At 61.5% G+C, this 25,281-nt stretch carries 21 protein-coding genes; 5 read left to right on the top strand and 16 right to left on the bottom strand.

Annotated elements, in window-relative coordinates:
• Positions 1-27 precede the first annotated feature (27 nt).
• Both ACKLNA_RS00105 and ACKLNA_RS00100 read left to right on the top strand, forming a co-directional pair.
• Positions 28-945 (top strand): ADP-ribosylglycohydrolase family protein, encoded by a 918-nt coding sequence (locus tag ACKLNA_RS00105; protein ID WP_408984471.1) that lies wholly within the window; start codon positions 28-30, stop codon positions 943-945.
• A 58-nt stretch (positions 946-1,003) separates the two neighbouring features.
• A complete protein-coding gene (locus ACKLNA_RS00100) occupies positions 1,004-1,408 on the top strand; it encodes a lysozyme inhibitor LprI family protein (protein WP_408984470.1) in 405 nt (134 codons plus the stop codon).
• Between the two features lie 121 nt (positions 1,409-1,529).
• Here ACKLNA_RS00100 and peaD read toward each other — a convergent pair whose 3' ends face one another.
• From peaD to ACKLNA_RS00075, 5 genes are all read right to left on the bottom strand, one after another.
• Positions 1,530-2,648, bottom strand: a complete 1,119-nt coding sequence (gene peaD / locus ACKLNA_RS00095; RefSeq protein WP_408984469.1) for a quinohemoprotein amine dehydrogenase subunit beta — start codon at positions 2,646-2,648, stop codon at positions 1,530-1,532.
• Positions 2,649-2,671: 23 nt separating this feature from the next.
• Entirely contained in the window at positions 2,672-2,995 is a 324-nt protein-coding gene (gene qhpC, locus ACKLNA_RS00090) for a quinohemoprotein amine dehydrogenase subunit gamma (protein WP_008016081.1), read from the bottom strand.
• 1 nt (position 2,996) lies between these two features.
• The gene (peaB, locus tag ACKLNA_RS00085; RefSeq protein WP_408984468.1) at positions 2,997-4,427 is read right to left on the bottom strand and encodes a quinohemoprotein amine dehydrogenase maturation protein; all 1,431 of its coding nucleotides are present in this window, start codon (positions 4,425-4,427) and stop codon (positions 2,997-2,999) included.
• A gap of 94 nt (positions 4,428-4,521) precedes the next feature.
• Positions 4,522-6,102, bottom strand: coding sequence for a quinohemoprotein amine dehydrogenase subunit alpha (gene peaA, locus ACKLNA_RS00080; RefSeq protein WP_408984467.1), 1,581 nt, complete (start codon positions 6,100-6,102; stop codon positions 4,522-4,524).
• A 581-nt stretch (positions 6,103-6,683) separates the two neighbouring features.
• Positions 6,684-6,884 carry a hypothetical protein gene (locus ACKLNA_RS00075; RefSeq protein WP_248743367.1) on the bottom strand — a complete coding sequence of 67 codons (201 nt, stop codon included), beginning with the start codon at positions 6,882-6,884 and terminating at the stop codon, positions 6,684-6,686.
• A gap of 356 nt (positions 6,885-7,240) precedes the next feature.
• Between ACKLNA_RS00075 and ACKLNA_RS00070 the strand changes: the two genes are divergently transcribed.
• Entirely contained in the window at positions 7,241-8,731 is a 1,491-nt protein-coding gene (locus ACKLNA_RS00070; RefSeq protein WP_408984466.1) for an aldehyde dehydrogenase family protein, read from the top strand.
• Positions 8,732-8,747: 16 nt separating this feature from the next.
• On the opposite strand, the gene ACKLNA_RS00065 is transcribed toward ACKLNA_RS00070, so the two are convergent.
• From ACKLNA_RS00065 to ACKLNA_RS00035, 7 genes are all read right to left on the bottom strand, one after another.
• Entirely contained in the window at positions 8,748-10,043 is a 1,296-nt protein-coding gene (locus ACKLNA_RS00065) for an NAD(P)/FAD-dependent oxidoreductase (RefSeq protein ID WP_408984465.1), read from the bottom strand.
• A complete protein-coding gene (locus tag ACKLNA_RS00060) occupies positions 10,040-10,717 on the bottom strand; it encodes a S8 family serine peptidase (RefSeq protein ID WP_408984464.1) in 678 nt (225 codons plus the stop codon). Before ACKLNA_RS00060 ends, ACKLNA_RS00065 begins: the two co-directional genes overlap by 4 nt.
• The gene (locus tag ACKLNA_RS00055) at positions 10,707-12,425 is read right to left on the bottom strand and encodes an ABC transporter ATP-binding protein (RefSeq protein ID WP_408985534.1); all 1,719 of its coding nucleotides are present in this window, start codon (positions 12,423-12,425) and stop codon (positions 10,707-10,709) included. Before ACKLNA_RS00055 ends, ACKLNA_RS00060 begins: the two co-directional genes overlap by 11 nt.
• The gene (locus ACKLNA_RS00050) at positions 12,425-14,329 is read right to left on the bottom strand and encodes a sigma-54-dependent Fis family transcriptional regulator (RefSeq protein ID WP_408984463.1); all 1,905 of its coding nucleotides are present in this window, start codon (positions 14,327-14,329) and stop codon (positions 12,425-12,427) included. The genes ACKLNA_RS00055 and ACKLNA_RS00050 overlap by 1 nt, the downstream gene beginning before the upstream one ends.
• A 117-nt stretch (positions 14,330-14,446) precedes the next feature.
• Positions 14,447-15,472, bottom strand: a complete 1,026-nt coding sequence (locus ACKLNA_RS00045; RefSeq protein WP_408984462.1) for a histone deacetylase family protein — start codon at positions 15,470-15,472, stop codon at positions 14,447-14,449.
• Positions 15,473-15,475: 3 nt separating this feature from the next.
• Complete coding sequence (locus tag ACKLNA_RS00040; protein ID WP_408984461.1) at positions 15,476-16,714, bottom strand: Zn-dependent hydrolase; 1,239 nt, start codon at positions 16,712-16,714, stop codon at positions 15,476-15,478.
• A 22-nt stretch (positions 16,715-16,736) separates the two neighbouring features.
• A complete protein-coding gene (locus ACKLNA_RS00035) occupies positions 16,737-18,047 on the bottom strand; it encodes an MFS transporter (RefSeq protein WP_408984460.1) in 1,311 nt (436 codons plus the stop codon).
• Positions 18,048-18,210: 163 nt separating this feature from the next.
• On the opposite strand from ACKLNA_RS00035, the gene ACKLNA_RS00030 reads away from it, so the two are divergent.
• A complete protein-coding gene (locus tag ACKLNA_RS00030) occupies positions 18,211-19,146 on the top strand; it encodes a LysR family transcriptional regulator (protein WP_408984459.1) in 936 nt (311 codons plus the stop codon).
• Here ACKLNA_RS00030 and ACKLNA_RS00025 read toward each other — a convergent pair.
• The 3 genes from ACKLNA_RS00025 to ACKLNA_RS00015 are packed head-to-tail and all read right to left on the bottom strand — an operon-like array spanning position 19,140 to position 22,119.
• The gene (locus ACKLNA_RS00025; protein WP_408984458.1) at positions 19,140-20,069 is read right to left on the bottom strand and encodes a 2-hydroxyacid dehydrogenase; all 930 of its coding nucleotides are present in this window, start codon (positions 20,067-20,069) and stop codon (positions 19,140-19,142) included. The genes ACKLNA_RS00030 and ACKLNA_RS00025 overlap by 7 nt on opposite strands.
• Entirely contained in the window at positions 20,066-20,821 is a 756-nt protein-coding gene (locus ACKLNA_RS00020; protein ID WP_011335215.1) for a class II aldolase/adducin family protein, read from the bottom strand. The genes ACKLNA_RS00025 and ACKLNA_RS00020 overlap by 4 nt, the downstream gene beginning before the upstream one ends.
• The gene (locus tag ACKLNA_RS00015) at positions 20,818-22,119 is read right to left on the bottom strand and encodes an MFS transporter (protein WP_408984457.1); all 1,302 of its coding nucleotides are present in this window, start codon (positions 22,117-22,119) and stop codon (positions 20,818-20,820) included. The genes ACKLNA_RS00020 and ACKLNA_RS00015 overlap by 4 nt, the downstream gene beginning before the upstream one ends.
• 144 nt (positions 22,120-22,263) lie before the next feature.
• On the opposite strand from ACKLNA_RS00015, the gene ACKLNA_RS00010 reads away from it, so the two are divergent.
• Complete coding sequence (locus ACKLNA_RS00010) at positions 22,264-23,223, top strand: LysR family transcriptional regulator (RefSeq protein ID WP_248743378.1); 960 nt, start codon at positions 22,264-22,266, stop codon at positions 23,221-23,223.
• 12 nt (positions 23,224-23,235) lie between these two features.
• On the opposite strand, the gene mrdA is transcribed toward ACKLNA_RS00010, so the two are convergent.
• Complete coding sequence (mrdA, locus tag ACKLNA_RS00005; RefSeq protein WP_119427025.1) at positions 23,236-25,128, bottom strand: penicillin-binding protein 2; 1,893 nt, start codon at positions 25,126-25,128, stop codon at positions 23,236-23,238.
• Between the last annotated feature and the right edge of the window lie 153 nt (positions 25,129-25,281).

Raw genomic sequence — 25,281 nt, 5'->3', positions numbered from 1 at the left:
CGAATTGAACGACACAAGGACGTCATCATGCTGCCCTCCCTCCCCGAACGTTACCGTGGCGCCCTGCTCGGCCTGGCCTGCGGCGATGCCGTGGGAACCACCGTCGAATTCCAGCCTCGCGGCAGCTTCCAGCCCCTGACCGACATGATCGGTGGCGGGCCGTTTCGCCTGAAGCCCGGTCAATGGACTGACGACACCTCGATGGCGTTGTGCCTGGCGGAAAGTCTGCTGAACAAAAACGACTTCGATGCCGCCGACCAGATGGGCCGCTATCTGAACTGGTGGCAATGGGGTTATCTGAGTTCGACCGGCGAATGTTTCGATATCGGCATGACCGTGAGTCAGGCGCTGGATCGCTATCAACACACCGGAGAGCCGTTTGCCGGCTCTACTGCCCCGCACAGTGCCGGCAATGGCTCGTTGATGCGACTGGTGCCCGTGGTTCTGTTTTATTTCCCCGATGCCCGGAAAACCAGGCGATTTGCCGCCGACAGTTCACGCACCACACACGCGGCGCCCGAGGCCATCGAATGTTGCCAGCTGTTTGCCGAATTACTCGGCAAGGCTCTGGAAGGCGCATCGAAAGCGGAACTGCGCACTCTGCCGCAAACAGTCTTCAGCCAGCCCAAGGTGGCGGCGATTGCCCGGGGCGAGTACCTGCACAAGAACGAACGCGACATTCGCGGCAGTGGCTACTGCGTCGAATCCCTGGAAGCGGCGTTATGGTGCTTCCAGCACACCGACAGCTTTGCCGCGGCAGTCCTGCAAGCGGCGAATCTGGGGGATGACGCAGACACCACGGCTGCCATCGTCGGCCAGTTGGCCGGCGCTCATTATGGAGTGCAGGGAATCCCGTCCGGCTGGCTGGAAAAACTGCATGACGGAGAGGAAATTGCAGCGACTGCCGAACGGTTGCTCAGCGCATCAAGGCAGCACAAACCCTGATGGCGCCGCGAAGTCGCTAAACTGCCCGGCACGTTCATTCATCAAAGCGAGATGACTCATGTCCCCACGCCTGCTTCTGGCCCTGACACCCTTTCTTTTCACTTCTATTGCCCACGCCGCCGTGGACTGCACCAATGCCAGCGATCAGGCGACGATGAATCAGTGCGCCGCACAAGAGAACAAGGCGGCGGACAAGGAGTTGAATGCGGTTTATCAACAGATCACTGCCCGGTTGAAGGACAACCCTGATGGCAAGAAACTGCTGGTGAGCGCGCAACGGGCGTGGATTGGCTTTCGTGATGCCGAGTGCAAGTTTTCGGCATCCGGCGTAGCAGGCGGGAGTGTTTATCCGTTGATCTACAACAATTGCATCGCCTCGGTGACGAAGACGCGAACCGAAGCGCTCAAGCAGTACTTGAAGTGTGAGGAAGGTGACATGAGCTGCCCGGTGCCCGGGGCCTGACTATTCAGAGTTTTTGAAGGCCTCATCGCGAGCAGGCTCGCTCCCACATAGGTTTATGGCGTTCACCAATCCCATGTGAGAGCGAGCTTGCTCGCGATGGCGTCATCCCTGACGCCGCCAATCAACGGACGAAAATCTGCGCCGTAGTAATTGCCATATCCCCACCCGGCAATTTGATGCTGCCGGTCTGTTTCATGGTCTCGGCATCAAAGATCGCCACGTCGTTGAAGGTCCCGGCCAGGTAGATCTTGCTGCCGTCCTTGTTGAACGAAATGCAGTAGTAGGAATGGTCAAGCGTGGCCGCCTGAATCAGCTTTTTCTGCTTGATGTCGTACTTGGCCAGACGATTGAGCACGCCGAACATCAGGTTTGGATCCTTCGGCGAGCGCATGCCGCTGAAGTAGATTTCGGTCAGCGGGCCGAAGTCGGTGGTTTCGGTCTTGCCGGTTTTCAGGTCGATGCTGAACAAGCCGTACAGGTATTCAGCGGTGGCCGGATCCTGTTTCTTGTCCTTGAACTTGGCTGCCGTGTACAGCAGCGAGAAATCGTGGCGATAGGTCTGCTGGTTCCACACGTAGAGCACGTCCGGGGCGCTGTAGTTCGGGCGTTTCCAGTGGCGGCTGGGGATCAGCACGTCGAACTTGCCGCTCTTCACATCGACCTTGTACACATCGGCGCCAGCGACATACAGCGTGCCGTCATCGCCACTTTGCATGATCGTCAACTGCCGTGGCGCCGGGAAGCTGCGCACCGGTTTGGCGTTCATTCCGGCGTCGGTGGCGTAGACGTCCAGACGCGGCTGCTTGACCTCGTAGTGATCGTTGAGCATCAGCGTCGGGTTGGCGATGGTGTACAGCTCTTTGCCGTCATGGCTGACGGTGAAAGCGAACATCGACCGTGCCTTCTCGCCCGGCTGCTGGGTGATGCTGGCGTGGAATACCTGCTTGCAGCTGTCCAGCTCGACACCGTAAACGTCGGCGTAATGGTTGTTCAGTACGTACGCGGTCTTGCGATCCGGCGACAGCTGCACGGTGCCGGGGCCGAAGGCATCGGGCATCTTGCAGGTCTTGTACAAGCTGTCGGTCGACAGGTCGATGACGTGGAGGTTGTTCGGATAATTGGTGGTCAACATGTACTCGTGACCGTCTTGCAGCGCGGTGTTTTCATCGGCCAGAACCGGGAGCGAACAGGCGCTCAGAACCGCGAGTGCGGCAAGGCCGCAGGCTTTGAAGTTGTGCATGCCGGAATCCTTCTTCTTATGGATCACTTGTCTTTCGGGAAGACAGTGCCGAGGTTGCGCCAGTTGTCGTTGGACGCCTGGGCATCCTTGTTCCAGTCCGGGTAGGTGCTCATCATGTCCGGCACCTGGGCCGGCCACCAGCAGGGGTCGGAGCAGCCATACAGGTCGGCTTCCATCGGCTGGCACAGCGACGACACGCCGCCGAACGCATCGATTTCCCAACCTGGGTCGGTGGTCGAGGCACAGCCGGCGACCGAGCTCATCGCCACCACCTCTTCGATGCGGTTCTCGTCCGCGGCCTGATCCAGCTTCAACGCTTTGTTATTGATTGCCTTGAGATGTTTCATATCAGTGAGCCTTGCGCGGAGTGATGTAGCTGCTGATGAACGCAGGGTTGGCGGCCATGATCCGGGTGTAGACCTCGATGCCGAAGTCGACCCAGTCACGCATCAGTTCGCAGTAGTGATAAGTCGGATGGGCCGGGTCGCCGTAGCGGGCATAGCTCTCGTGGTAGCAGCCGCCAGAACACAGGTTGCGGATCTGACAGTCATGGCAACCGGTGTTGGTGCGGTCCAGGCGCTGGGACAGAAAGTCGTTCAACTCGACCTGTTTCACCCCGCTGTGAACGTTACCGAAAGTCGGCAGCGACGAGCCGGTAAAGCGATGGCACAGGTTCAATTCGCCCTTGTGATCGACCGCCAGCATCTTCAGCCCGGCACCGCACGGCAGGGCCTTTTTGTGGCCTTCGTGGATATCGGTGATCAACTGATGCAGGTTGGAAAACCCGATGTTGCGGTGTTCCAGCGCCGCGTCCAGATAACGCCGACCCAGGCGCTTCATGCTGGCGAACACTTCGATCAATTCGTCTGTGGTCAGGTTGAAGCTGCTGATATCGCCGGACGTCACCGGAGCAAATCCGACTTCAGCAAACCCCAGCTCGTTGAACAGGTGATCCCAGATGGTTTCAACGTCGGTGACGCCGGTGGTCAGGGTCACCCGCGCGCCGACCGGGCGGCTGTTGTAGCGCGACAGCAGCATTTCGGCCTTGCGCCGCACCACGTCGTAAGTACCCTGCCCGCCCACGGTGATGCGGTTGCGGTCGTGCACGGTTTTCGGCCCGTCGATGCTCACTGACAAGCCGAAGCGGTGGGCATTCAGGTAGTCCACGGTTTCTTCGGTGAGCAGTGTGGCGTTGGTGGTCATCACGAATTCGACGAACTTGCCGGCCTCGGCAAAACGCTTCTCGCAGTAATCGACCATGTACTCGATCAGCTTGCGATTGCTCAGCGGCTCGCCGCCGAAAAACACCACGGTGAAACGTTCTTCGTCGGGGGATTCACGCAGCAGCATTTCCACTGACGCGATGGCAGTTTCGACATCCATCTTTTTGCCGGCGGACGGCTTGTCGAGGTCTTCCTTGTAGCAGTAGGTGCAGCTCAGATTGCAGCCTGTGTTGACGTTGAGTACCACGGTGTTGATCGCCGTGCGTTCGACGCGTTTGACCGCGATGTCCGGGGTCAGCGGCGAGCCGTCGCTGACCAGCTCCAGCGAGATCAGCTCACGCAGGGTCTCGTTGATTTCCTCGCCATTGAACCGCGCGCCGAGGCGCTGGATCAGGTCTTCCGAGGAGCAGCCGGGGCCGCGCAACGCATCGATGATGGTGCCGGTCAGTTCATCGCTGGCGAACAGCGAACTGCTGGGGATGTGGAACAACATGCGGTCAGCATCGACGTGCACTTCGTGCAGATTACGTTCGACCAGATTCAAGATAGCGCCCATTGCAAACCTCCTGTGCAAGCCCCGCTTGGGGGACTTGCGGTCATTCCGAAAAGTGTCTGAATCGCTGTCGCTCAGCTCAACTCACGTTTCAACATCAGGGAATGGGTGGATTGTTCCAGCGTTGCACGGTGACGATCAGGTGGCCTTCGCCGGTCAGGGATTTTCCTGCGTCGTCGACGGCGGCGATCACCTTGAGGTTGCCGGCATTGTTGGTGGACATCTTGCGTGCCGGATTCGGTCCGGCATCGCCCGGGGTGAACACGCCTGCGTCGGCCTGCATGGTGCCGGCGAACTTGACGTCTTCGTCCTCTTTGGCGCGCTCGTCGAAGGCTTCGACCTTCCATTGCGCCGGGAACACGCCGATGCGATACGGCTTGCCGTCGGCGCCCTTGCCCCAGGCCTCGGCGTCGAAACGGCCCTGGACTTTCGGCGTCGAACCGCCACCCTCGCCGATCCGCGCCACCGAGAATTCCGGCACCACTTTGACCGAGGCGATCTTGCTGTACACCGACAGGCTCGGGCCTTTCAGGCTGCCGACGCTGACGGCGCGCAGGCCCGGCTGGGCATTGGCCGCGGCTTTGACCTTGACCTTGATCCGCTCGGCGTTCTGCTCGACCACTTCGACCACGTCCACGCCTTTGCCGAAATTCGGCTTGCCGCTCAGACCGGTTCCGATCAGCGTCACTTCGGTTTCGCTGCCGGCCTTCACGTAACCCGGCTGCACCGCCAGCAAGCGTTGGGAACCCTGTTTTGCGGCGACGAAGTCCAGGCCGCGCTCATCGTGCTCGGCCTCGAACATCCGGCCCTGCATGGCGTTGCCTTGTGCGGCGAACACCTGACGCATGGTCACACCATCGACCTTCACGTTGCCGCGCCATTCGTAGCCGCTGTAGAGAATCGCGCTGCCATCGCCGTTGAACGCACTGCCATCGGCGTACTGACCTTTGACGGCAACCTTGAAGGTGTCGCTGCCATCGGCGGTGACGCTCATGATGCCGGCCAGTTCACCCTTGCCCGGCAGGTGGCCGCTGAAACTCCAGTCGCCGACCAAAGCTTCGGCTTTCGGCGCGGTTTTGACCCAGGCTTGCCATGCCGGGTTATCCAGCGGATAACGCTTGGCCAGCAGCGGGACCATTTCCTTGCGGGCGATATCGAACCAGTCACGGTCACGGGCCAGCGCCTGATACTCCAGCGACGGCCATTGGCCGAGGTGGAAATTCACCAGGCGTTCCCATTCCTGGGCCGGACGCCGCTGCAGGGCGATCCGCGCACCGGAGTGGCAGCGGCCGCACATCTGCGCGGTTTTCTCGTCGAACTGCTCGACGGTGTTCAACCGGCGCTCCAGCGCGTAACGCACGCCATCGGTTTCGCTGGGCGCCAGGCCCTGGGTATCGGCCAGGTATTTGACCAGTGTGCGGCGGTCTTCATCGCTGATCTGCAGATCGTGCATGGTCTGCATGCGGGCAATGCTCATCAGCCAGCCTTCCGGAGTCTTGCGCTGGTGGCTGATGCGGCTCAGCTGGTCGCCGGCTTCAGGGGTGTGACAGCCCTGGCAGGTTTCCTTGAGGATGGTCTGGGCGTCGCGGGCTGCCAGGCTGTGGGGCGAATGCAGGGCCACGCAAGCGGCCACGGCCAGCAGGCTGGCGCTCATGCCTGATCGGAGTTTTCTCTTCATCAACGTCGAACCTCGCACGGTGCTTTCTTATTTTTGTGGCTTATCGTTTTTATGGTTTCTGCCATTCGCGGCGATGCACGAACGGAGGCAAGCGAAACGTCTGAGGTGAGCAATACACGGAGCGTGCCAGCTTGCCGATAAGCTGTTCAATCAAGCAGTTACGTGAAGAACAAGGCGAAGTGACGGTGCTGGCGATGCTTGCCGGCGTCCAATTTCGCGACAGTTGTTTCAGTCTGAGACAAGCATAGTTGTTGCGGCGTCGGCGACATTGCGTCGCGCGACAGTTCGTGCGGAACCGACAGCATCAGCTGCGATGAAATCTCCAGGTGACTGATAAACAAGCCCCGTACATGACGGGGACTATATTGGCTTGCTGGCCTGATCCTAGCGAACGGAATTGTCCGGGTGAACCTTGTAACGCCCACAAAACTCGCAAACCGTCGAACATTCAGCTTGCGTGTCGGTCTTGGCTGACAATGACCCGGAATCACGCAGGGCAGCTTGAATTCGACGCTCGCGGTAAAACGCATACGTGATCAGCAAACTAAAGCCCAATGACCAAAAACACAGAATTAAAGCCGTCATGATTTATCCTCGAGCATGGCAACTGCGAAAGAGGTGGCGAGCAAGAAAATACTGCTTGTAGCCATCAAGGCACCTGCCCGAATCGTATCAACATCGGTCAGATCGCCGATCAACAGCGCCGCAAACCCCGTCACCAGAAATCCAGTCCCCACGCCTATCATGAAATTGGTTAGCCACCGAATGGTTAAGTTGTTCATCGACATCCTTGTGAAAACACTGACCCGCCAAATCCATGGCAGGAAAACCCTATACACAAAGCAACTTAGCTCGTACCTCATGCCTCCACCAGTCGGTAAAAACTGTCAGACGCGCGGCTTTTCCTACACCTGAAACGGAGCGATTTCGCCCAGCCCCCATCGCAGCGGCATTGGCTTTGTAGGACGCGTATCCTGCATCTCAACGGGTGTCGCGTTTTGAGACAAATTCACCCTCATTGCCACTCAGATTCTTCCTCCCTCAGCCCATGCAACCGGGCTGTGCGCCACCTTCGAGCATTTGGCACAACCATTGCGAAAGCCCTTGTCGATCCCATCGAACAACAAGAGGTTTCACCATGCCCCTGCCCTATCTGCTCCCTGCCACCTCGGCCTTTATCCAGCGCCCGCCACGCATGCTGATCGGCGGCGACTGGGTCGAAGCCGCCGACGGCCAGACCATGCCGCTGCACAACCCGGCCACCGGCGAGGTGCTGTGTGTGGTGCCTCGCGCCACACCGGAGGATGTCGACCGCGCGGTGCTCGCCGCGCGTCAGGCTTTCGATGATTCCACCTGGAGCCGCACCCGTCCGCGTGAACGGCAGAACCTGTTGTGGAAACTCGCCGATCTGATGCAGCGCGACGCCGAACTGCTGGCGCAACTGGAATGCCTGAACAACGGCAAGAGCGCGGCAGTGGCGCAGGTGATGGACGTTCAACTGGCCATCGACTTTTTGCGCTACATGGCCGGTTGGGCGACCAAGATCGAAGGTTCCAGCGTCGACGTCTCGTTGCCGCTGATGCCCGACGATCAGTTCCACAGTTTCATTCGCCGCGAAGCCGTGGGCGTGGTCGGCGCCATCGTCGCCTGGAACTTCCCGCTGTTGCTGGCCTGCTGGAAACTCGGCCCGGCGCTGGCCACCGGTTGCACCGTGGTGCTCAAACCCGCCGACGAGACCCCGCTGACCGCGCTGAAACTGGCGGAGCTGGTATTGGAGGCGGGTTATCCGGAAGGCGTGTTCAACGTGGTCACCGGCACCGGGATCACGGCCGGCTCCGCGCTGACTCACAACCCGTTGGTCGACAAGCTGACCTTCACCGGCTCCACCGCCGTCGGCAAGCAGATCGGCAAGATCGCCATGGACTCCATGACCCGCGTCACCCTCGAACTGGGCGGCAAATCACCGACCATCGTCATGGCCGACGCCGACCTGAAAACCGCCGCTGCGGGTGCGGCCAGTGCGATTTTCTTCAACCAGGGCCAGGTCTGCTGCGCGGGCTCGCGCCTGTACGTGCAGCGCAAGCATTTCGACAATGTGGTGGCCGATATCAGCGACATCGCCAATGCGATGAAACTCGGCAACGGCCTCGACCCGAGCGTGGAGATGGGCCCGCTGATTTCCGCGCGCCAGCAGGAACGGGTCTACCGCTACATCGAAATGGGTCGGTTGAGCGGCGCGACCATCGCCTGCGGCGGCGAGCAATTCGGGCCGGGGTTCTTCGTCAAGCCGACAGTGATTGTCGATGTCGATCAGCGGCATTCGCTGGTGCAGGAAGAGATCTTCGGGCCGGTGCTGGTGGCGATTCCGTTCGATGACGAAGCCGATGCGTTGCGCATGGCCAACGATAGTCCTTACGGCCTGGGCGCCAGCATCTGGTCGAACGACCTGGCGGCGGTGCACCGGATGATTCCGCGGATCAAGTCGGGGTCGGTGTGGGTCAACTGCCACAGTGCGCTGGATCCGGCGCTGCCGTTTGGTGGCTACAAGATGTCCGGCGTCGGGCGCGAGATGGGGTATGCGGCGATCGAGCATTACACCGAGTTGAAGTCGGTGTTGATCAAGTTGTAATGACTGGGTTCATGGCTCAGGGTCTGAAACCCTGAGCCAACAACCACCCGCGAACGGCTCGCCCCTGCTCCAACGTCAACCCCGCCAACACCCGATCCGCCGGCTCATCGCGCAACCGCCGCACCAGCGGCGCCAGCTCCACCCCTTGCACATGCCAGATCCCCAGCGGCTGATCCGCCGTGATTACCACCTCGGCCTCATCGACAAACCCGTCACTCAGCACCGGCATCCGCTCGATGCGCAGCGCGGCAAAATCCGCCGCCGCATGGGCCACCTCCGCGTCGGGCCATTGCCGCCGCGCCTGCCAGAACGGTCGAGCCAGCCAGCGATGTTCATCGGCATAAAAGTCTCGACCTATTCGCGCAAAGCGCAGGAACAACCGCTCAACTCGCTGACGGTGAAAACGCTGCGCCAGCAACGCCCGCTCAGGTTTGCGCAACAGTGTGTTGATCACCAATGGCGCCTGCAACGCCGAGGACAACGACTGAAAAATCCCGTTGCCGGACAGCGGGTCCACCGCCATCGCCGCGTCGCCGACACGAATCCAGTTTTCACCGCAGACCTGTGACGCGAGAATCGCCGTGCTGCTGCGAGCGTGCAGTTGCAACTCTGACTCCACGCCGCCAGCAAAGAACGCTTGAGCAAAATCCGAGGCCTGACGCCGCGCTCGGCAGTGATCGAGCAACTGCGCCTTGCCCGGCAACCCGGCACTGGCAACGTCCACGGTCCATTGCCAATAACATTGGCCGTCGTCCCGCCGCGCCATCCACGCCCAGCCGTCCTCAAGGCTTTCCACAGCGCTGGCGGTCACGCCCGGCGCGCCTTGCCAGCGGTTGAGCAGGCTGACCGTCTCCGGCCCGCGCAGTCCTTTACCGAGCGCCGGCGCCTGGCGTCCACGGGCTTCCACCAGAAAATCCGCCGCCAGCCTCTGTCCGCCATCGAGTTCGACCCGATGACCATCCACCGAAGACTGGACATTGAGGATTCGCCCTTCAACCACCTCGACCCCGGCCAGCCGCAGGTCCTCGCGCAAACCGCGATCAAAGGCCGGACGATCCAGCAGAAACTCGATGTTCTGCGCATGCTGCTGACCGTTCCACGAAACCTGCCTTTGGGACGGCAACGTGGCATTCGCCAAAGAATGATTCAACCCAGCTCCGCGCAACGCCTCCAGCACCCGTTGCGACACGCCTTCGAGCGCCGCGAACCGGCGCCATTCGCTGAACAACGTCACGGCGTAACCGAGCCTTCGCAGCCCCAACGCCACCGCCGCGCCGGCCGGCCCGGCACCGAGAATCAGGATCGGCGTCATGGACCGAAACGCCGTTCAGGGCCACGATAACGAGCGTGCTGTTTCAGCCAATCGATCACTTCAGCGTTGCTCGTCTGCGGATGCTCCAGCAGATAACCGGCAATATGCCCGCTCAACGCGGCACACCCCAGGCTGGCCCCGGACTGCCCCGGATAGGTGCCACGAACACACGCGGCAAAATCCGCCTGCGCGCTGTCGAGCCAGGACCATTGTTCGTCAGTGCAACGGGCATCGCCGGTCACCCGCAATACTTGCGGATAACTGGCCGGAAACACCGCCGCACCCTGCGCCGGGCTCGATGCACACAGCAACACACCTCGGGCCACTGCCGCCGCGCAGGCCTGGCGCAACAGACTGCGATCCTGACGCAGGCCAAGGCTCAGATTGATCAGCCGCACGTCCTGCACCACCAGCCAGTCAATGGCCGCAGAAATCTGCAAGGCGCTGGTGACACCGCGTTGATCGAACACTTGAGCTACACAGATCTGCGCGGCCGGTGCGCGACGGCTGATCGCCTCAATCACTGCACTGCCATGGCCAAGCGGATCATCGCGCAACTCCGATTCGGCCAGTCCGTCCTCCAGCAACGAGAAACGCCGCCCGGCAATCACCTGCACCCGTTGCGCCGCCGAGTGCCCGCTGTCGACCACGCCGATACGCAATTCAGGCTTCATGCAGCACCGTTTTCGAAATGAGCACACCGTCGAGCAATTCGAAACGCAGATCGGCATCGGCCAGGGTCGACGGACGATGGCTGATCAAAATCCGCGTGCGCCCGGCAAACAACCGGTCGATGGCTTCGATCACCTCGCGCTCGGTGGTTTCGTCCACCGCCGACGTAGCTTCGTCGAGCACCAGAATCAGCGGATCCTGCAACAGCGCCCGCGCTATCGCGATGCGCTGTTTCTGCCCGCCGGACAACTGCTGACCGCGCTCGCCCAACGGGCTGTCGAGGCCTTCGGGCAGCGACGCGATCAGGCTGTCGAGTTGCGCCAGCCGTGCGACCTCGGCGATGGCTTCGCGGCTGGCGTCCGGCACCGCGTAAGTCAGGTTGTCGGCGAGGCTGCCGCGAAACAGCACGATGTCCTGACTGACCACGGCAATGCGTCGACGCAACTCGAACAGTTCAAGTTCGCGCAGATCCACTTCGCCGAGCAGCACCCGCCCAGACTGCGGATCGTGATGCCGTTGCAGCAGATCGATCAGCGTCGATTTGCCGACGCCGGAGCCACCACTCAAGGCGACTTTCAGACCGTAGGGAATCGTCGCTTCGATGCCGCTCAATGTGCTTGGGCGACCCGGATGGCTGAAGTGCACCGCGTCGAAACGCAGCTCGCCCGAAGTTGGAAACGGCTTCGGCGTGGCCGGCGAAAATACCGTGGGTTCCTCACCACGCAACTCCATGACCCGCCCCAGACTGACGGTCATGCGCTGGATCGCCACGTACAACCCCAACAGGCTCTGCACCGGCCCGACCGCCATCCCCAGATAGGTGGAAAACGCGATCAGCGCACCGAGTTGCCAAGTGCCCTGCACCACCCAATAACCGCCGATCAAAAACGCGCAGGCGCGGGACAACGACGTCAACGTGCCGGGCACGGCCTGAGTGAAAAACTCGGTGACTTGCAGACGCAGCAACTGGTTCATGTAGCCCTGCCCGAGGCTTTCCAGGCGCCGCGCTTCACGCTGTTGCTGGCCGGCAGACTGAATGAATTTCATCACCGGCAAGGTCTCGACCATGAACGACGACATGTCCGCCGAACGCTCGCGCAACTGCCGCACATCACGCTCGACCTTGCGCCGCATCCAGCGCAGCCACAGCACATCGAGCGGGATCAGCACCAGCGCCAGCAGCGAGAGTTTCCACGACAGCGTGAACAGCATCGCGATCGCTACCACCAGGCCGATCACACTCGATACCGCCGAGAACAATGAGTCCACGGCGAAGCGCTGAATCTCGGCCACATCGCCGTCGAGCCGCGACATCAGATCACCGATCCGCCGCTGGCCGTAGAAGCTTGGCGACAGCTTCTGCAAATGCCGGTACAGGTCGTCACGCAGGGCAAACAGAATCCGCCCGGACAGCCGTGTGTGCAGATAACGGTTGATCCCCGACAACGCCGTGCCAAGCAACCCGGCGATGATCATCAGCACCGCGATCAGCACCAGCATCGGGAAATTGCGCGCCAGCAGGCCATCGTCGATCAGCAGTTTGACCAGCCACGGCTGCACCAGCACCAGCAGCGACGCGCACACCGACAAACCGAGCAGGCCGGCAATCGCCAAACGCTGCGGCCGCACGAAACCATACAGCCAGCGCAACGCCGCTTGCAGCGCGGCGGGGTTGTGGCTGTCGATCAGCCGCACGAACAGGCGCTGCATCATGAGCGCAACTGTTTGAGTTTGCGGTACAGGGTCGCGCGGCTGATGCCGAGGGCGTCGGCCGCAGCCGAGACGTTGCCCTGATGGGTGTCGAGGGACTGGCGGATCATCTCCAGTTCGTTTTCGCGAATGCTACCGGTCTGGGGTTTCTCGCTGGCAGAGAGTTCGTCGAGCATGCTGTCGGGCAGGTGATCGAGGGTCAGCACGGTTTCACCGGGTTCGCGCATGGCCAGTGCGGTGCGCAGGACCATTTCCAGTTGGCGGATGTTGCCCGGCCAGTGATACGCGCCGAGCAGGCGATTGAGGTCGTCGTGCAGCACGGCGTTCGGTGCGTCGAGTTTGCCCAACAGACGAGTGACCAACGCGGCGAAGTCATCGCGCTCACGCAGGGCCGGGAGCATCACGCTGATGCCGTTGACCCGGTAGAACAAATCCTCGCGAAATTGCTTGTCTTCGACCTGACGCTTGAGGTCGCGGTGAGTGGCGCAGATCAGCGCGACGTCGATGTCCTGCTCCTCGCCAGCACCCAGCGGCGCGACCTTGCGATCCTGCAAAACGCGCAGCAAACGCGCCTGCAGGGCCAGCGGCATATCACCGATCTCATCGAGGAATAGCGTGCCGCCGTGGGCCTGTTGCAGGCGCCCGATCATGCCGCCACGGCGCGATCCGGTGAACGCGCCTTCGCGGTAGCCGAACAGTTCCGACTCGATCAGGCCTTCGGGAATTGCCGCGCAGTTCACAGCCACAAACGGTTTGTCGCTACGGCTGCCGGCCAGGTGCAGGGCGCGGGCGATCACTTCTTTACCGGTGCCGGTTTCGCCGAGCAGCAATACCGGCAACTCATTGGCCAGACCTTGGCGTGCCATGCGCAAGGCACGGGCATAACGGGCGTTGTTGCCGGCCAGTGCTTCCAGATCCGGTTGCACCTTGGCGGTTTTCGCCACGCTGCGTGGTGGGCCGCCAACGTTGACCGAGCGCGCCGGGGCACGCAGGGTCTTATAGAAAAATTCGCCTTTGGCGGTCTGTACGCTGCCGACGCCGCCCTGTTGCAGACGGGTCAGCAATTGCACGCCATCGACCCCGAGGAATTCCTCACAGCGCTTGCCGACCAGCGCCGAACGCTCGGCCCGCAGCAACTGGCAGGCCTGGGCGCTGACCGCCAGAATCTGCCCGCCGAGACTGACGGCGAGCAAACCTTGCCACGGTGATTCCAGATACTGCCGGCGACTGTGGAAGGCGAGGACGATCTGATCGGGAAAGCTGTTGTTGAACACCCGGCTCTCGATCTGACTGACCGCCATGCTCAGCAGCGCGGTACTGTCGTGGACGCGGCCGAGAGGGCCTTCGCGGGTCAGATCGAGGACGCCAAGAATTTCGCCCTGAGGGCAATGGATCGGCACCGAGGTGCAGGAAAAATCCGTGAGGCGGTCGAGGTAATGTTCACCGCAATCGATCAGGGTGGGCCGCGCTTCGACCAGCGCCGTGCCGAGGGCGTTGGTGCCGCGTGCGGCTTCGCTCCAGCAGGCTCCGAGGGTGATGTCCTGCAGGCCGCTGCCCTTGAGCCGGTCGGCACGTCCCTCGACCGCAAGAATGGTGGCGTCGGAATTGGCGAGGATGATCAAGCCTTCCTTGCCCTGACGTTCGGCCAGGTAGTCGATGGCGGGTATCGCCGCATCGATCAGCAGGCGATTGCTCGCCAGCAACACATCGAGACTCGCGCTCGATTCCAGCGCCAGCTCATGTTTGCCATTGAAATGCACGCCGTGGCTCAGGCTGCGCCGCCACGAAGCATCGATCTCCGCACGCAACACGCCATCCGGGACCTGCCCTTCGAGATGGAGTTTTTCCCGGGCCAGCCGGGCTTCGTGGTGAGACTTGGGATCGGTTGTTTTTATTAGAGTCATCAAGCGCTCCGGAGCGGTCCGCTTTGCGCTTTTTCACATCAGCGCCCTGACGCCAATGTTTACGTTAACGTCAGGGCGATGGCAAGCACCGCAGGGCGCTTCGTCAGGTGGATCGTCTCAGCGCTGCCACACCTCGGCATTTACGAAAAACGCCCGGGCGTTGTCTTCGAGACTTTCCAGGTGATAGCCGCCTTCCTGCACGATCAGGCACGGCAGGCCAAGGCTGCGAATGCGCTCACCCAGTGTTGCGAAGCCTTCGCGGGTCACGGCGACTTTGCTTTGCGGGTCCAGCTCATAGATATCGAAGCCCAGCGACAGCACCAGCACCTCGGCGCCGAACTCGCGCACCGCGTCCAATGCGACGTCCAGTTGCCCGAGGAAATCCGCCTCGCTTGAACCATGAGCCATCGGCAGGTTGAAGTTGAAGCCCTCCCCCGCGCCGCTGCCACGCTCATCGGCAAACCCGGCGACGCCCGGATAGAAGTTGGTCGGATCGCCATGCACGGAGACGTAGAGCACGTCGTCGCGGTCGTAGAAAATCTCCTGGATACCCTGGCCGTGGTGCATGTCGGTGTCGAGCACTGCGACCTTTTCAAACTTGTCGCGCAGCACCTGCGCCGCCACCGCCGCGTTGTTCACGTAGCAGAAACCGCCCGCTGCTTCGGCCCGGGCGTGATGCCCCGGCGGACGGCACAAGGCGTAGGCCGCCGGTTCGCCATCAATCAACGCCTGCGCCCCGGCCACCGCGCTTTGCGCCGACCAATAAGCCGAGCGCCAGGTCTGCTCGCCGACCGGGCAACTGCCGTCCGCCAGGTAACGTGCCGCCTGGGCGAGGATGCCGCGCAAGGCGTTGGGTTCGCGGACGAAGATGTTCGACATCACTTCGTCACCCCAGTCTTCGGGGATTTCCTTCCAGCGTGCGTGCGCCTCCTGGAGGAACGTCAGATACGGCGCGCCATGCACCGCCAGCAACGGCGCGAGACCGGCGTCGGCGGGCTGCTCGACACTGAAGCCCAGACCGTGGGCCGCCTGCACCAGACGTTGCGCACGCTCGGGGACCTCCTGCGGCGTGCGCATCTGCCCGCGCGAGTAATAGCTGCGCGGATGGTGGAGCAATTGTTCGGGGTGGAAAAAGCTGCGCATGCTTCAGACTCCTTGTTCGATTCGACCGGCGCGGGCCAGCACAGCGTTAAGCAAAACATCGGTGCCCTGCTTCACGTCTTCGGGCAGCACATCTTCGGCCTCGTTGTGGCTCAAGCCACCGACGCACGGGATGAACACCATCGCCGTCGGGCAGTAGCGCGCCAGATGAATCGCGTCATGCCCCGCACCGCTGACAATCGATTGCTGAGCGTAGCCCAGCGCATCCACCGCCTCTTGCACGGCCGCCACACATTCGGCATCGAACGGCGTGGCCGGGCTGATCCAGTGCGGGGTGATCGTCAGGTTAAGGCCACGGCCATCGGCGATGGCCTGCAACCGGGCACGGACTTGTTGCTCCATGGCGGCAATGGCGTCGTCGCGGTGATGACGCAGATCGACGGTGAAATTCACCAGCCCCGGAATGGTGTTGCGCGAAGATTTGTTGATGCTCAACTCGCCGACCGTGGTCAGGCCTTCCGGCGCAAAATCCGTGGCCAGACCTTCAATCGCCTGAATCATCCGCGCCACGCCGTACAACGCGTCTTTGCGCAGCGGCATCGGCGTGGTGCCGGCATGGGCGGCCATGCCTTCCACCCGCACGTCGAGCCAGCGGATCGCCTGACCGCCCGTGACCACGCCGATGCTTTTGGCGTTGTCTTCGAGGATCGGGCCTTGCTCGATGTGCGCTTCAAAATACGCATCCACCGCGCCGCCCAACGGGCGCTCACCGGCGTAACCGGTACGCTGCAAAGCTTCTGCGACGCTGATGCCATCGACATCACGCACCGCCAGCGCGACTTTCAGATCCATGATCCCGGTGAACACCGCCGAGCCGAACATGGCAGGGGTGAAACGCGCACCTTCTTCGTTGGTCCACACCGCCACTTCCAGCGGTTTGCGAGTTTGAATGTTCAGGTCGTTGAGGCAACGCACCACTTCCAGCCCGGCGAGCACGCCGTAGACACCATCGAAACGCCCGCCCTCGGGCTGGGTGTCGAGGTGGCTGCCCATCATCACCGGCGCGGCGTCCGGATCGGTGCCGGCGCGGCGGGCGAACAGGTTGCCGATCGCGTCCACGCTCAAGGTCATGCCGGCTTCGCGGCACCAGTGGGCGAACAGTTCACGACCGGCCTTGTCTTCGTCGCTCAATGCCAGACGGCAACTGCCGCCACGAGCGGTGGCACCGATTTCGGCCATGGCCATCAGGCTCGCCCACAGGCGTTCGCCATTGATCTTCAACATGAGGTTCTCCTGAAATTCCGGGTTAGGCACGGACCATTTCCGCGCGATGGGCGCTGGCGTGACGACGGGCGAGGGACAGTACGCAGACCAGCGAGATGCCGGCGATCAGGCTGTAGAACACCGCCATCGGCCACCACTGCCCGGTGAACTTGTGCGCGAGCATCGTGCCGATCAGCGGCGTCAGCCCACCGGCCACCGCGCCGCAAATCTGATAGGCCAGCGAAATTGCGGTGTAGCGCACGCGGGTCTCGAACATGCCGCTGACATAACCGGCGATCACCGCATAGAACGACGCCATGCACACCACCGCCAGGGCGATGCCGAGGATAATCAGCGGCGCCTGGGCCGAGCTGACCAGCACGAACATCGGATACGGCGAGGCCATTGCCAGCAGCGACACCAGGCACAGGAATCGCGTCGCGCCGATTTTCTCCGCCGTCCACGCCGCCAGCGGCTGGATGCAGAACTGAATGATCGCGACAAAGAACAGGCATTCGAGAATCAGCGAACGTGGCAGCGCCAGTTGCTGAGTGGTGTAGGCGATCATGAAGGTGTTGGTGAAATACACCCCGGCGATGCCCAGCGTGTTGGCGCCGATGCACAGCAGCAGCGGACGCCACGCCGTGCGCAGGACTTCCATGACCGGCGCCTGTTCTTTCTTGATTTGCTTGGTGGCCTGCTCGCGGCTGGCGAGGAATTCCGGTGACTCATTTACGCCCAAACGAATCGCCAAACCCACCAGCAGCAACAGCGCACTGGCGAGGAACGGCAGACGCCAGCCCCAGCTCATCAAATCTTCTTCCGGCAAACGAGTCACCGCGCTGAAGGCCAGCAGCGACAGAATTAACCCCGCCGGGCTGCCCAATTGCGCGAACGACGCGAAGAAATTGCGCCGGCCCTTCGGCGCATGCTCGCCGGCCATCAACACCGCCCCGCCCCACTCGCCACCGACGGCGATGCCCTGGATGACGCGCAGCAGAATCAGCAGTACCGGTGCCGCCGTGCCGATCTGCGCGTAGGTCGGTAGCAAACCGATGCACACCGTGACCACGCCCATCATCAGCAGCGTGATAATCAGGGATTTCTTGCGGCCGATACGGTCACCGATATGACCAAAAATGATTCCGCCCAACGGCCGGGCAAAGAAGCCCACGGCAAAGGTGCCGAACGCGGCCATGGTGCTGAACAGAGGATCGTCGGAAGGAAAGAACAGCGCGCCGAACACCAGCGCGGCGGCGGTGGCGTAGATGTAAAAGTCGTACCACTCGATCATGGTGCCGATGAAGGCTGCGGCCGCCGCACGGCGCGGCTGGTTCGAAGCGTGGGGCTTCATGGGGTCGGGCTCCTTTGATTGTTTTTCTGGCAGGAGGGAAACGGTAAATCCGAGGCGCTCTGACGGCGCCTGTCTGGAGGTGATTTATCGTTCCGGGGCTATGATTAGTCAATTTTCTATTTATTATTCCAACTATTACCCAACCTTATAATCGAGAAATCCCATGGCCGAACGCGACGTCCAGCGCCTGCTCAACGACCGCCTCGACTGGAACCTGCTGCGCACCTTCCGGGTGATCGGCCAGGAGCTGAGCATCAGCCGCGCCGCCGCGCGTCTGCACCTGACACAACCGGCGGTGAGCCAGGCGCTGAAGCGTCTGGAGGAGCAATTGGGTCGCCAACTGATTGCCCGGCGCGGTCCGCGCTTCGCTCTCACCGAAGTCGGCGAGCAGATCTTCGAACTGGCCGGCGAGATCTACGGACAGATGTCCCAGGTCAGCAGCCTGCTGGAACAACCGGCCGACGAAGTGATCGGCAAGGTCAGGTTGCTGATCATCAGCCGGATCTTTTCCGAGCGTTTCGATGATTTCCTCGCCGACTTCCACCGGCAATACCCACGGGTCGATCTTGAGGTCGATGTGATGCGCAGTTCGGACATCGTCAGCGCCCTGCAAGAGAAAACCGCAACCCTCGGCCTGAGCCTCAATCGCCGCCCACAACCGCGCCTGGAACAGCGTCTGTTCCTTCGTCAGCGCTATGCGTTTTTCTGTGGCAAACACCACGCGTTATTTGGTCGGAAGGACGTCGTCGAGGGCGATTTGCAGCGGGAGAATTTCGTCAGCTTCACCAGTGACCAGATTGGCGGGATGCTTTCTCCGCTGACGATTTTTCGTGATCAGCAAGGCTTCAGCGGACGCATCGTCGCGTCATCACCGAGCCTGGAAGAAGTGCGGCGACTGGTGATCGCCGGGTTCGGCATCGGCTGCCTGCCAGAGCACGTGGTGGCGGTGGACGTCGAGGCCGGATTGCTCTGGCGCCTGCCGCCCCACGAAGGGATTGCCGATGTCGACATTCATCTGCTGTGGAACCGCGACCAGCGCATGAGTCGCGCCGAGAAGCTGTTCATCGAGTGCTTGCAGGCCTGTCTGGCGGATCAGTAACCAAGCAGTCGATCCGCGCTGTTGAGCAACGGTTCGCCGGCATTCAGACGGCGGAAGTTCTCGGCGATCTGTTCGGCGATGCAATCGTGGGAGGCCGCCGAAGCCATGTGTGGTGTGATGGTCACGCCCGGGGTTTTCCACAGTGGATGATCGGCGGGCAGCGGTTCCTGTTCGAAGACATCGAGCAGCGCCCCACGCAGTTTTCCACGGGCCAGTGCCTGTTGCAGATCCTCGATGTTCAGGTGCCCGCCGCGCCCGACGTTGACCAGTGCCGCACCGTTGGCCAATCGTTCAAAGGTCTGGCGATTGAGGATGCCGCGTGTTTCGTGAGTGAGTGGCAACAGATTGATCAGCAATTCCACACCGTCGAGAAATGGATCGAAGGCATCAGTGCCGGCGAAGGTCTGCACGCCCGGCAAAACCTTGCTGCTGCGCGCCCAGCCACGTACGTCGTAACCGGCGGTTGCCAGGTCTTGGGCGATTGCGCTGCCGAGTGAGCCGAGGCCCATCACACCGATCCGGAACTCATGGGCCGGGCGTTGCAGCGGTCGCTCCCAATGCTGTTGGCGCTGTTGCTCGAGCACTTGATCGAAGCCGCGATGAAAGTGAATCACTGCCCAGCGCACGTACTCGGTCATACCCTGGCGATGGCCGGGATCGACCACTCGGCACACTGGCAGATCCGGGCACGACGGATCGTGCTCCAGATGATCGATGCCGGCGGCGACCGAGTGAATCACTTGCAGATTGGGCAACGCGGCGAGGCTGTCCGGTAGCGGAAACCAGCACGCCGCGATCTGCGCATCCACCGCCCTGGGATCATCTGCCAGCACTGCCGAGAGCTGCGGCGCACGGCGGGTAAAAGCTTCCTGCAATTGTTTGAGCAACAGCGTGTCGCGGGACATCAGTGCAACGGTGTTCATGACAGATAGGACTCGCGCTGGGATTCGATCAGGGTCAGTGCGGCCTCCCAGGCCAGGTCGATGATGTTGTCCTGTTCATCGCGGTCGAACTGTTCGGCGGTGTGGGCGCAGACTTCCGGCGACGGGAAATGCAGCTCGCAACCGCCGGCCAGCGCCTGCACTTGAGCCTGACAGGCGCGTTCCAGGAAATGGATTTCCTGGAACGCCTGGGCCACGCCGGAACCGCCGACCAGCAAACCGTGATTGCGCAAGATCATCGCCCGGTGCGGGCCGAGGTCGGCGATCAAACGTTCGCGCTCATCCAGCGACAAGGCGATGCCTTCGTAGGTGTGATAAGCGAGTTTTCCGTAGAACTTCAGCGCGTGCTGACTGATCGGAAGCAGGCCTTGTTTCTGCGCGGCGACGGCCATACCGGCGGCCGTGTGGGTGTGGATCACGCAGTTCAGATCCGGTCGGGCCATGTGGATTGCCGAGTGGATCACGAAGCCGGCGGCGTTGACCCGATGCCCTGCATATTCAGGGTCGACGATGCGCCCGTCCTGATCGATGCGCACCAGATCGGAGGCGCGCATGCGGTCGAAGATCACGCCGTAGCGGTTGATCAGGAAATGATGCTCCGGCCCCGGAATCCGCAAGGTGATGTGGGTGTCGATCAGGTCGGTCATGCGAAAGTGCGCGATCAAGCGGTACAGCGCGGCGAGCTCACAACGGGCTTGCCATTCGATCGGGTCGATGTGGGCGGGTTTACTCACGAATACACCTCTTTGCTTGTGTGAAGGGCGACCGGGTTGGCCCGCAGACGCGCGAGGCCGCAGACACCGATCAGAGACAGGGCCGACAACAGCGTGAAGAACACCGCCAATGGCAGCCACTGCCCGGAAAACTTGCTGGCCAGCAGCGTGCCGATCAGTGGCGTGGTACCGCCGGCAACAGCGCAACTCAACTGGTAGGCGATGGAAATGCCCGAGTAGCGCAGATGCACCGGGAACGCCTGAGTCATGTAGCCGGCGATCACCGCATACAGCGCCGAGAGGATCACCACCGCGACCGCGATGCCAAGGGTCATCAGCAGAATGTTTTGAGTGCCGACCAGCAGGAACATCGGGTACGGCGTGACCATGCACAGCAATGCGACCAGCATCAGGAACCGCCCTTCGCCAATGCGTTCGGCCAGCAGCGCGGACAAGGGTTGCGAGAGCAATTGGATGATCGTCACCAGGAACAGGCAGTCGAGAATGGTCGCTCGTGGAATGCCCTGATATTGGGTGACGTAGGTGATCATGAAGGTGTTGGTGAAGAAAAATCCGGCCGAGCCGATGGTGACTGCGGCGGCCGCGAACAGGATCTGTCGCCAGCACTGACGTATAACGTCCTTCACGGGGTATTTAGCGGTCTCGTTGTTGTCCCTGGCCTTGGCGAATTCCGGCGATTCGTGCACACCGGAACGAATCATCAGCCCGACCATCATCAGCACACCGCTGGCGAGAAACGGCAGACGCCAACCCCAGGCGAGGAAGTCTTCCGGCGACAGCGACGTGACCAGACGGAAGGCAATCAACGCCAACAGCAAACCCGCCGGACTACCGAGCTGGGCGAACGAGGCATAGAAGGTCTTGCGTTTGGCCGGTGCGTGTTCGCTGGCCATCAACACCGCCCCGCCCCACTCGCCACCGACGGAGATGCCCTGAATCAAGCGCAGGGTTATCAGACCGATGGGCGCCCAGATGCCGACGCTGGCGTAACTCGGCAACAGACCGATGCCAGCGGTGGCCAGGCCCATCAGTGCCATGGTCACCAGCAGCATTTTCTTGCGACCGAGGCGATCACCCAGATGACCGAACACCATGCCGGCCATGGGGCGGGCGATGAAGCCAACGGCGAAACTGCCGAACGCGGCGAGCGTGCTGGTGACCGGGTCGCTGCTGGGAAAGAACACTTGCCCGAGCACCAGTGCGGCGGCGGTGGCATAGATATAGAAATCGTAGAATTCGATGGTCGTGCCAATGAAGGCGGCGGCCGCGGCGCGACGCGGCTGAGCGGTGGTGTGCATGCAAGAACCCTGTGTATTTATAGTTTTGGGCAGGTGTCGAGGCGGCTGACGGTCGCGCTCTGTGGCGCTTGTGGGCTTTATCGCTTCCGTGACAGGATTAGTCAATTTTCAAAATCTTATCTTTACTATTAGCGTGGCTACTGCATGAGTTCTTCCTCGAATCCCTGGATCGGCCGACGTTTTCTCAACGACCGACTCGACTGGAACCTGCTGCGCACGTATCTGGTGATCGGTCAGGAAGGCAGCATGAGCCGCGCCGCTGCGCGATTGCACATTACTCAGTCGGCGGTCAGCCAGGCGTTGAAACGTCTTGAAGAACAGCTGGATTGCGTGCTGATTGCCCGAAGTGGACGGCGCTTTGATCTGACGGAAACCGGGGAAGAAGTCCTGCGGATAGCGGCAGATATCTACGGCGATATTTCCCGTTTGGGCACCGTGGTCGAGAACCGCCATGACGACGTAGTCGGCAAGATCCGTATCCTCACCGTCAGCGGCGTACAGGCGCGGCATTACGATGAGTTTCTTGCGGACTTCCACGAAACTCACCCGAAAATCGAGCTGGAAGTCGAAGTGATGGGCAGTTCGAACATCATCAGTTCACTGCTGCAAAAGACCGCGACGGTCGGTGTCGGATTATGTCGCCTGCCTCAGCCAAGGCTGGAGCAACGGGTGCTGTTTCGTGAGCGCTATGCGTACTTTTGCGGGCAGCGACATCGACTGTTCGGGCAGCAGAATCTGACGCTGGAGCAATTGGCGGCGGAGAACTTTGTCAGCTTCACCAGCGATCAGCTTGGCGGTAATCTTTCGCCGTTGACGCTGTTTCGTGACCAGCAGGGCTTTACCGGCAAGATTGTCGCCTCTTCTACCAGTTTCGAAGAAATTTACCGTTTGATCTGTGCAGGATTCGGCATTGGCTGTCTGCCGACTCACCTGGTCCGTCGGGATGTCGAACAGGGCTTGCTGTGGCGCTTGCCGCCGGAGGACGGGGTGGTGGATTTCGATATCCAGCTGCTGTGGAATCGCGAGCAGAAGATGACTCAGGCGGAAACGGTGTTCCTCGACAGCTTCCAGCACATGCTCAGCCTGCGTGAGCCTGTGCTGTGAAGCTGATGAGGTTTACACGTGAGGATCGCCCGGCGCCTTGGTCGGCGCCGCGTACTGCGGCTTGAGGTGACCATCCTGGTCGAGTAGCCAGGCGTCCATGATCTGCCGCACGACAGGTCCTGCGACTCGACCACCGGCCTCGCCGTTTTCAATCATCACCGAGATGGCTATCTTCGGATGTTCGGCCGGAGCGAAACCGACGAACAAGGCGTTGTCTCGATGGCGCTCGAGGGTTTTCTCGCGGTTGTAGCGCTCACCTTGTTTGATCGCCACCACCTGCGCCGTACCACTCTTGCCGGCGATGCGGTATTGCGCACCGGCTGCAGCGGCGCGGGCGATACCTCGGGCGTCGTGCATCACCATCTGCATGCCGTGGTTGACCTGATCCCAGTCACGCGGATCCTTGAGCAGAATGTTCGGCATCGGGTGTTCGTCCACAGGCGGCACACCGTCGACGGTCTTGGCCAGGTGCGGACGGTTCCAGACACCCTTGTTGGCGATCAACGCAGTGGCCTGAGCCAGCTGCAGCGGTGTGACCTGCATGTAGCCCTGGCCGATGCCGAGAATCACTGTCTCACCGGGGAACCACGCCTGACGCCGGGTGGCGCGCTTCCAGGCCTGGGACGGCATCAGGCCGGGAGACTCTTCGAACATGTCCAGCGAGACTTTCTCGCCGAGGCCGAACATCGCCATGTAGTCGTGCAAGCGATCGATGCCGAGCTTGTGCGCCAGGTCGTAGAAGTAGGTGTCGTTGGAGCGCATGATCGCCGCATCCATGTCCACCCAGCCGTCGCCGCTGTGGTTCCAGTTGCGGTACTTGTGATCGAAGTCCGGCAGTTGATAGTAGCCCGGGTCGAAGACGCGGGTCTGTGGCGTGACGACGCCGGCGTCGAGTCCGGCAATCGCCACTTCGGGCTTGATCGTCGAACCGGGCGCGTACAAGCCGCGCAGCACGCGGTTGAACAGCGGTCGGTCGATGGAATCGCGTAGCGCGGAATATTCCTTGGAGCTGATACCGGTCACGAACAAGTTCGGGTCGAAGCTCGGGTTGCTGACCATGGCCAGCACTTCGCCGGTCGATGGGTCCAGTGCAACGACCGAGCCGCGACGGTCGCCCAGTGCGGCTTCGGCGGCTTCCTGAAGCTTCACGTCGAGGCTCAGGACGATGTTTTTGCCGGGCACTGGGTCGGTGTGCTTGAGGACACGCAATACGCGGCCCTGAGCGTTGGTTTCCACTTCCTCGTAACCGACATGGCCGTGCAGTTGTGCTTCGTAGAAACGCTCTACGCCCGTCTTGCCGATGGATTGCGTGCCGCGGTACTCGACGGAGTCGAGGGTCTTGGATTCTTTTTCGTTGATGCGACCGACATAGCCGATCGAGTGAGCGAAGTGCGCGCCGAGCGGGTAGTGACGAACGAACTGCGGTTCGACATCCAGCCCCGGCAAGCGGAACTCGTTGACTGCCAGCACGGCAATCTGTTCTTCGGTCAGTTCATAGAACAGGGTCACCGGTGTAAACGGGTGACGCGACTGCTTCATGGCCTTGTCGAAGACCGTACGATCTTCGGCGGGCAGGTGCAGGAGACTGATGACTTCATCCAGTTCCTGATTGACATCAGTGGCACGTTCACGGGTGATGATCAGGTTGTAACTGGGACGGTTGTCGGCCAGCAGCACGCCGTTGCGGTCGTAGATCAGCCCGCGTGTTGGCGGGATTGGCAGGACGTGGACGCGGTTGTTTTCGGAGATGGTCGAGTGGTAGTCGAACTCAACCACTTGCAGGATGTACAGGCGCACCACGAGCGCACAGCTGATCGCGAAGACGAACAAGGCACAGGCAACCAGCCGTTTGTTGACCAGGCGCGTCTCTTTTTCGTGATCCTTGATGGGTATGGGTTCAGGCATTTCTGCAGCAACTCTTTGACAAAAATGAGCGCCGATCCGTGGGCGTGACATCAGTCCGTTAAAAAACGAGCTGCACCATACCAAAAACCGGGCGGTCATTTCAGAAGGATTTCCCCAATGGTTGCCGTCGCGACGGTCGGAGGCCCTTTGAGC

The sequence above is a fragment of the Pseudomonas sp. UV AK001 genome, assembly GCF_046097675.1.
Lineage (GTDB): Bacteria > Pseudomonadota > Gammaproteobacteria > Pseudomonadales > Pseudomonadaceae > Aquipseudomonas > Aquipseudomonas kribbensis.
Note: the sequence above shows the minus strand (reverse complement) of the source record. Positions and strands in the feature narration are given on the sequence as shown.

What these genes read in the sequence shown, in the direction of transcription:
- ACKLNA_RS00025 (WP_408984458.1), bottom strand. Translation starts at nt 20,069, where the DNA reads ATGAACACCGTTGCACTGATGTCCCGCGACACGCTGTTGCTCAAACAA.
- ACKLNA_RS00060 (WP_408984464.1), bottom strand. Translation starts at nt 10,717, where the DNA reads ATGAAGCCTGAATTGCGTATCGGCGTGGTCGACAGCGGGCACTCGGCG.
- peaA (WP_408984467.1), bottom strand. Translation starts at nt 6,102, where the DNA reads ATGAAGAGAAAACTCCGATCAGGCATGAGCGCCAGCCTGCTGGCCGTG.
- ACKLNA_RS00065 (WP_408984465.1), bottom strand. Translation starts at nt 10,043, where the DNA reads ATGACGCCGATCCTGATTCTCGGTGCCGGGCCGGCCGGCGCGGCGGTG.
- mrdA (WP_119427025.1), bottom strand. Translation starts at nt 25,128, where the DNA reads ATGCCTGAACCCATACCCATCAAGGATCACGAAAAAGAGACGCGCCTG.
- peaD (WP_408984469.1), bottom strand. Translation starts at nt 2,648, where the DNA reads ATGCACAACTTCAAAGCCTGCGGCCTTGCCGCACTCGCGGTTCTGAGC.
- ACKLNA_RS00055 (WP_408985534.1), bottom strand. Translation starts at nt 12,425, where the DNA reads ATGCAGCGCCTGTTCGTGCGGCTGATCGACAGCCACAACCCCGCCGCG.
- qhpC (WP_008016081.1), bottom strand. Translation starts at nt 2,995, where the DNA reads ATGAAACATCTCAAGGCAATCAATAACAAAGCGTTGAAGCTGGATCAG.
- ACKLNA_RS00045 (WP_408984462.1), bottom strand. Translation starts at nt 15,472, where the DNA reads ATGCGCAGCTTTTTCCACCCCGAACAATTGCTCCACCATCCGCGCAGC.
- ACKLNA_RS00040 (WP_408984461.1), bottom strand. Translation starts at nt 16,714, where the DNA reads ATGTTGAAGATCAATGGCGAACGCCTGTGGGCGAGCCTGATGGCCATG.
- ACKLNA_RS00105 (WP_408984471.1), top strand. Translation starts at nt 28, where the DNA reads ATGCTGCCCTCCCTCCCCGAACGTTACCGTGGCGCCCTGCTCGGCCTG.
- ACKLNA_RS00050 (WP_408984463.1), bottom strand. Translation starts at nt 14,329, where the DNA reads ATGACTCTAATAAAAACAACCGATCCCAAGTCTCACCACGAAGCCCGG.
- ACKLNA_RS00100 (WP_408984470.1), top strand. Translation starts at nt 1,004, where the DNA reads ATGTCCCCACGCCTGCTTCTGGCCCTGACACCCTTTCTTTTCACTTCT.
- peaB (WP_408984468.1), bottom strand. Translation starts at nt 4,427, where the DNA reads ATGGGCGCTATCTTGAATCTGGTCGAACGTAATCTGCACGAAGTGCAC.
- ACKLNA_RS00070 (WP_408984466.1), top strand. Translation starts at nt 7,241, where the DNA reads ATGCCCCTGCCCTATCTGCTCCCTGCCACCTCGGCCTTTATCCAGCGC.
- ACKLNA_RS00030 (WP_408984459.1), top strand. Translation starts at nt 18,211, where the DNA reads ATGGCCGAACGCGACGTCCAGCGCCTGCTCAACGACCGCCTCGACTGG.
- ACKLNA_RS00015 (WP_408984457.1), bottom strand. Translation starts at nt 22,119, where the DNA reads ATGCACACCACCGCTCAGCCGCGTCGCGCCGCGGCCGCCGCCTTCATT.
- ACKLNA_RS00035 (WP_408984460.1), bottom strand. Translation starts at nt 18,047, where the DNA reads ATGAAGCCCCACGCTTCGAACCAGCCGCGCCGTGCGGCGGCCGCAGCC.
- ACKLNA_RS00075 (WP_248743367.1), bottom strand. Translation starts at nt 6,884, where the DNA reads ATGAACAACTTAACCATTCGGTGGCTAACCAATTTCATGATAGGCGTG.
- ACKLNA_RS00010 (WP_248743378.1), top strand. Translation starts at nt 22,264, where the DNA reads ATGAGTTCTTCCTCGAATCCCTGGATCGGCCGACGTTTTCTCAACGAC.